A 6,470-nucleotide genomic window follows, 5' to 3' on the forward strand; every position below is an offset into this window, starting at 1 on the left:
TCCCTTGATTCCATCAATTTTAATAGTTTCTTTTTTAATGTTGGTAAATCTGGTGCTTAATTGTTTTTCCATTCCATTAAGTGCTCCGTTAATACCTGCTTCTAAATCCATTTGATCCAATTCACTAATAAAATGAGTTGTTGAAACTGCTATATAAAAATTACTAATTGGACTTCCGTAGGTGAAAATTTTGAAATCACCAATAGTAGAGACTCCATTATTTGGAAGTTGTACAGATTGTACTGTTAATATTTCTGGTGTTTCCAAGGTAATCTTCGGATTACCATAAGATGCTTTGTACCACTGCTCTTGTATCATTTCTGAAGTGGTTTTTCCTAAAATATTATTCTTTACATATTTATACCCGAAATACCCTAATGCACTCATTGATAAAACTATAGCCCCTAAAATAATAACTAGATACTTTTTAAAAGAAGATTTATTTGCTGTATTATTATTTATAGGCATTTCTGTAAAAACAGTATCTTTAACTGCACTATTAGCATCCGCATTTTTTAAGCTAGTTAAATGAACTGCACTCTGTGTATTTTTTAATATTTCTTCAATAGTATTTCTATCACTTTTAATTTCTTCAATAATAGGTTTAGATTTTGCGAATTTTACTAAATCGGCACTTTTTAATACCTCTTCTAATTGTTTAATAGTTTCTTTTGAAATTCCTAATTTACTGGATTCGTTAAAATCTATTATAGTTTCAATCAATTCATTAGTAGTAGATTCCAACGCTGGAATTTTAATATCTTTTTCTATATAAGTTCTAACAATATCTGTTAATTCTGAATAATAAATTTTTATTTTATTTTGTTGTAACAACTGTTTTTCGTCCAATTCTTTAAGTCGCTGCATCGCTTCTTGAATCGGTGGAACATAAACCTTCGGAATTATTTTTTCTATTTTTTTTCTAAAAATGAAATATAATATCAATGCAAATAGCAACAAAATAGGAATTGCCCACCACCATAAATGCTTATAATCATCAAAAGTTTTAGGTTCTCTTTTAATTGATTTTATAAGGTGCATTTTTTGTTTGGTAGTATCAACTTGCACAGTTGCCACGTTTACCAATAGAGAATCGGTTAAAAACTGTTTGTTATTGATAAATACTTTTTGCTGAGGAATTACATATTGCCCGCTATCGAAACTGGTTAATAGATATTTTTTTTCTAGTTTGTTTTTTAAGGTATCTATTGCTAAGGCTTCAACAACTTCAACTTTACCTAAACTATCTAATTGAAATTCTGGAAAAATTACATTATTGGTTTCATTTACAGAAATTTTATACTGTATTTGCTCCCCAATTCTAATAGTTGTAGTATCTACCGAAATTGTAACAGGGGTTTCCTGTGCCATTCCAATAAAACCAATAAAAAATAATATATAAACTAGTTGTTTCTTCATTTTATGATTCAATTCTATCTTGCACCTTTATGTTTAAAATAACCTAATAATTTTTTCACATAACTTTCGTCAATTCGAGAACTTATAGTACCTGCGCCACTATGTGTAAATGTTTTTTCGAAGTACTCTACCGATTTGTTATAATGCTTTTCATAACCTTTTCTAACACTTTTTGAAGCTGTATTTACCAGCATCACTTTTCCTGTTTCAGCATCTAACATTGGAACCATTCCAAGGTTTGGCATAGAAACTTCATTTTGATCGTATATTCTAATACCTGTTACATCGTGTTTTCTGCCAACAATTTTTAATGTGCGCTCGTAATGTGTGTCCATAAAATCTGAAAGCACAAAAACAATGGCTTTCTTTTTCATGACACTCGATAAAAATTTCAACGCTTCGTTGATATTGGTTTTGGTACTTTTTGGTTTAAATTCTATTAGTTCTCTAATAATTCTAAGTACGTGGCTTTTCCCCTTTTTAGGCGGAATAAACAATTCCATTTGATCAGAAAACAGTAATAAACCTACTTTATCGTTATTTTGAATTGCTGAAAAAGCCAATGTTGCAGCTATTTCAGTAAGCGTATCTTTTTTAAATTGTTGTGTTGTTCCAAAAAACTCTGAGCCGCTAATATCTACCATCAACATCATCGTTAGTTCGCGTTCTTCTTCAAAAACCTTTACATAAGGCTCGTTATAACGCGCGGTAACATTCCAATCTATGGCTCTAACATCGTCTCCGTATTGGTATTGACGCACTTCAGAAAAAGTCATACCACGTCCTTTAAACGAACTGTGATATTCGCCAGAAAATATATGATTAGACAAACGGCGTGTCTTAATCTCAATTTTTCGAACTTTTTTTAGTAATTCTTTAGTATCCATTTTTTAGCTTTTGGCTTTTGGCTATTAGCTAATGGCTAATGACCAAAGGCTTTTTAAGGTACTTCTACTATATTTACAATTTGATTAATGATATCTTCTGAAGTTATATTTTCTGCTTCTGCTTCATAAGTTATTCCAATTCTATGGCGTAAAACATCGTGAACAACGGCGCGTACATCTTCAGGAATTACATAACCTCTTCTTCTAATAAATGCATAACATTTTGCTGCCATTGCCAGGTTGATACTTCCACGTGGTGAAGCTCCAAAGCTTATTAAACCTTGTAAATCTGGCAAATTATATTTTTCCGGGTAACGTGTAGCAAAAACAATATCTAGTATATATTTTTCGATTTTTTCGTCCATATATACCTCTTTAACGGCATTTCTTGCTCTATTAATTTGTTCTATAGATGCCACAGCATTAACTGCGCCATAATCACCTTTCAAATTTGCGCGCATAATTAATTGCTCTTCATCCATTTTAGGATAATCAATTACTGTTTTTAGCATAAATCTATCGACTTGCGCTTCTGGTAAAGGATACGTACCTTCCTGTTCTACAGGATTTTGAGTTGCCATTACTAAAAATGGTTCGTCTAATTTAAAAGTAGTATCACCGATAGTAATCTGGCGCTCTTGCATAGCTTCTAACAATGCCGATTGCACTTTTGCTGGTGCACGGTTAATTTCATCTGCCAATACAAAGTTTGCGAAAATTGGTCCTTTTTTTATGGTAAAATCGTTGTCTTTTACACTATAAATCATAGTTCCAACAACATCGGCCGGTAATAAATCTGGTGTAAATTGAATTCTACTAAAATCTCCTTGAACAGCTTTCGCTAAGGTGTTAATTGCCAGTGTTTTTGCCAAACCCGGAACACCTTCTAATAAAATATGTCCATTTCCTAATAAACCAATTAGCAATCGTTCTATCATATGTTTTTGACCAACAATTACTTTGTTCATCTCCATTATTAACAAATCGACAAAGGCACTTTCTTTTTCAATTTTTTCATTGATAGCTTTAATATCAATAGAAACGTTATTTTCTTCAATCATTTTTATAGTTTTTAAAGGCGTGAATTTAACATACTTTGTAACACCATGCAAATAGCACAAATATTTTTTTAAATGTTGTTAAAAATTGGTTAAAAAATAATACAGAACCTTAGGTTTAATAAGATTTTAACACCATTTGCTCCCCATTAAAAACTGCATAAGTAAAATGGGAAATCCAATCGCCTGTATTTATATATTTAGAATTTTTAGTAAGTTGAATTTCCATTGGTAAATGTCGGTGACCAAAAACAAAGTAATCGAACTGTTTTTCGGTTAATTTTCTATTACAATAATGCACCAACCACTCATTTTCTTCACCCAAAAACTTTACATCTTCTTCACCTGAAATTAATTTATTTTTAACTGATAAATATTGAGCTAATGTAACACCAATATCTGGATGAAGCCATTTATACAACCATTTTGAAAATGGATTGGTAAACACCTTTTTCATGCGCTTATAGCCTTTATCACCTGGCCCTAAACCGTCCCCGTGTCCAATTAAAAAAGTTTTATTATTAAATGTGAATTCTTTTGGTTTGTGGTATGTTGGAATATTTAATTCGGTTTCAAAATAATCTTCCATCCAAAGATCGTGATTACCAACAAAAAAATAGATTTGGATGCCGCTATCTCTTAATTCGGCAAGTTTTCCTAAAACACGTATAAATCCTTTTGGGACTACTTTTTTATATTCAAACCAAAAATCGAAGAGATCTCCTAATAAAAAAACAATTTCTGCATCGGTTTTTATGGTGTCTAACCAATTTACAAATTTTTGCTCACGGATTTTACTTTGTTCAGCTGTCGGTGCTCCAAAATGTTGGTCGGATGCAAAATATATTTTTTTATTGGTTGTCAAAATTAAAATGAATTAAAGTATAAAGTTACAATTAAGTTTTAATTTGAATTAAAATCTATTTATTGTTTTCTAACTCAATAACTTTTAAAATCATATTATCTTTCTTTTGAGTTACCATAAAATAGCCTGTTTGGTCGAATAAATCGCGTGCAAAAAAAGCTTTGAAGTACAATTTTAAATCTTCCCTAGATTTTGGTCCCATTGGAATTTTTAAATCTAATTCTTCTAGATACAAATTAAAAATCTTTTCATCGGCATCAAAATTAGCAACAAAATCTTCTAACTCCCAAGCATTTAATTCATCTCTATGCGTATCTACATATTTAAAAACAAAACTATTTAAACCTCTGTAAAATCTTGAGTTGTACGTGCGAGATGTATCTATAGAAACAAAAACATCCGGAATTATACCTCCACCGCCATAAACAATTTTACCTTTAGGGGTTGTGTATTTTAGCGTGTCAATAACTTTAATACTATCTTTTGAAATTAGTTCTCCATTATGCACTCTGTTTAAATAATCGCTATTGTACAGTTTTGTATTATGATCTGAATAGGGTTTTTGAATAGACCTACCTGTTGGCGTATAATATCTTGAAGTGGTAAGTCTTACCGCTGAGCCATCTCCTAAATCCATTTCTTGTTGGACCAATCCTTTTCCAAAAGATCTGCGACCTACAATAGTTCCTTTATCATTATCTTGTAAAGCACCTGCAACAATTTCACTTGCAGAAGCAGAATTTTGATCTATTAAAACATATACATCTCCATCTTCAAACTCACCTTTTTTGGTTGCATATGATTTATCTACTTCTCCATTTTTATTTTTGGTGAAAACAATTAGTTTTCCATCTTCCAAAAATTCATCAATAATACTATTTGCAATATCCATATAACCTCCGCCATTTCCTCTTAAATCTAAGACTAAAGAATTCATTCCCTTAATAATCAATTCATGTAAAGCAATTTTAAACTCTAAATAAGTGGTTCTGGCAAAACGTTCAACATTAATGTATCCCAATGTGTTATTTATCATATAATAAGCCGGTACACTTTTAATTGGAACCTCGTCTCTCGCAATTTGTATGTCAAGAACTTCATCTGTTGAGCGTCTGTAAACTGTAAGTAAAACATTGGTTGCTGCTTCTCCTTTAAGTGATTTCATTACAGCTTCAGAAATTTTTCTACTCGCTAACAGGGTTCCTTTTTCTTTTTCGGTAACACCTGCTTTTTTAACTAATTGTTCTCCAAAAAGCGTATCGTTATCTGCTATAATTATTCTATCGCCTGCTTTAATTCCGCCTTTAAAACTTGGACCGCCTTCAATAACACCTGTTACAGTAACTGTATCTTGATGTACTAAAAATGAAACTCCAATACCCACAAATTTTCCTTGTAAGTTTTCAGTTACTTGTTTTAATTCTTCCTTTGGAATATAAACAGAATGTGGATCTAATTTAACAAGCATATTAGTAATGGCATCATCTAAAAGGCTATCTGTATCAACTTTATCTACATAATCATATTGGATATAATTAATTAAGCGTTTTATTTTTGCCTCGGTTGTATTTGAGCTAAAAATAACAGCTTTGTTTTTAAAGTTAATTGAGCTTCCTATTAAGATCCCAATAGCTACTGCCAACCCTAAAAATATTGGCAAACTTGCTTTTTTATTTATCATTATAAATCTTTAAGATACGTTATTTCAACTCCTGCTTTTTCTAAAAATTGCACGCCAGAAGTATCTTTATATTCGTTTGCATACACCACTCGTTTAATCCCGGATTGATGTATTAGTTTACTACATTCTTTACATGGCGACAGTGTAATATATAACGTAGCATTTTTACAAGATTGTGTAGAACCCGCAACTTTTAAAATAGCATTTGCTTCTGCATGTAGCACATACCATTTTGTATTTCCTTGCTCTTCACAGCAGTTTTCAAAGCCTGTAGGTGTTCCATTAAAACCATCAGAAATAATCATTCTATCTTTTACAATTAATGCTCCTACTTGTTTTCTTTCACAATATGATAGTTTTGCCCACTCTAACGCCATTCTCATGTAGGCTGTATCATATTTTAGTTGTTTTTTATTCATATTTTGCAATAATTACGAAAGTAAAAAGATTAATACTAACTTCAAGTTAAAATTTTACCAAAATATAGATGCTTTTAAAATTGGTAGCACAATACCAATAACTATTGATGAAATTATGAGCACATAATCTCTTTTTGAAAA

6 protein-coding genes are annotated in these 6,470 nt (G+C 31.1%); all 6 read right to left on the minus strand.

Going from position 1 to position 6,470, the window contains the following annotated elements:
* The coding region (locus AB1Z17_RS09315; RefSeq protein WP_368051532.1) for a hypothetical protein at window positions 1–1,419 on the minus strand (1,419 nt) is incomplete at its 3' end.
* 14 nt (window positions 1,420–1,433) lie between these two features.
* On the minus strand, window positions 1,434–2,306 hold the full coding sequence (locus AB1Z17_RS09320) for a DUF58 domain-containing protein (protein ID WP_368051533.1): 873 nt from the start codon (window positions 2,304–2,306) through the stop codon (window positions 1,434–1,436).
* Window positions 2,307–2,359: 53 nt separating this feature from the next.
* Entirely contained in the window at window positions 2,360–3,367 is a 1,008-nt protein-coding gene (locus AB1Z17_RS09325) for an AAA family ATPase (protein ID WP_368051534.1), read from the minus strand.
* Between the two features lie 115 nt (window positions 3,368–3,482).
* Window positions 3,483–4,229: a UDP-2,3-diacylglucosamine diphosphatase gene (locus AB1Z17_RS09330; RefSeq protein ID WP_368051535.1), complete on the minus strand. Its 747-nt coding sequence runs from the start codon at window positions 4,227–4,229 to the stop codon at window positions 3,483–3,485.
* Between the two features lie 55 nt (window positions 4,230–4,284).
* Window positions 4,285–5,910: a S41 family peptidase gene (locus AB1Z17_RS09335; protein ID WP_368051536.1), complete on the minus strand. Its 1,626-nt coding sequence runs from the start codon at window positions 5,908–5,910 to the stop codon at window positions 4,285–4,287.
* Entirely contained in the window at window positions 5,910–6,329 is a 420-nt protein-coding gene (locus AB1Z17_RS09340) for a cytidine/deoxycytidylate deaminase family protein (protein ID WP_368051537.1), read from the minus strand. Before AB1Z17_RS09340 ends, AB1Z17_RS09335 begins: the two co-directional genes overlap by 1 nt.
* Between the last annotated feature and the right edge of the window lie 141 nt (window positions 6,330–6,470).

It is taken from the genome of Lutibacter sp. (genome assembly GCF_040883305.1).
Taxonomy (GTDB): domain Bacteria; phylum Bacteroidota; class Bacteroidia; order Flavobacteriales; family Flavobacteriaceae; genus Lutibacter.